Raw genomic sequence first — 318 nt, forward strand, 5'->3', positions numbered from 1 at the left:
AGTGGGAGATGAAAATGTATCCTTTTCAGTTCGTTCTTCCCGAAGTGTATTATGATTGAATCCTTTACTGTTCCATCCTGCCAGAAGATAGGTCGTACGAATACCGCTTAACTGGTCATCCCAGGTAGCATCTACCAGATACCAGGTATCATTATCCATCTTTACATAGTTCCACATATGTGCTTCCCCGGAACTTGCAGAACTGTTCCTTGCAAAACCGCCAATACATGCACATTCAATACCCAGTTTTCTGCAAAGAATCAGCATTGCTTTTGCATAGCCTTCACATACTACATGTCCATCCCCGATAAACATTGG

At 42.5% G+C, this 318-nt stretch carries 1 protein-coding gene; it reads right to left on the bottom strand.

Features of this window, described 5'->3' with window-relative positions; all coding sequences use genetic code 11:
• On the bottom strand, positions 1-318 hold a 318-nt coding region (locus tag G5B11_RS18910), incomplete at both ends, for a transglutaminase domain-containing protein (RefSeq protein WP_274603268.1).

It is taken from the genome of Blautia glucerasea (assembly GCF_013304385.1).
GTDB lineage: Bacteria > Bacillota > Clostridia > Lachnospirales > Lachnospiraceae > Blautia_A > Blautia_A ammoniilytica.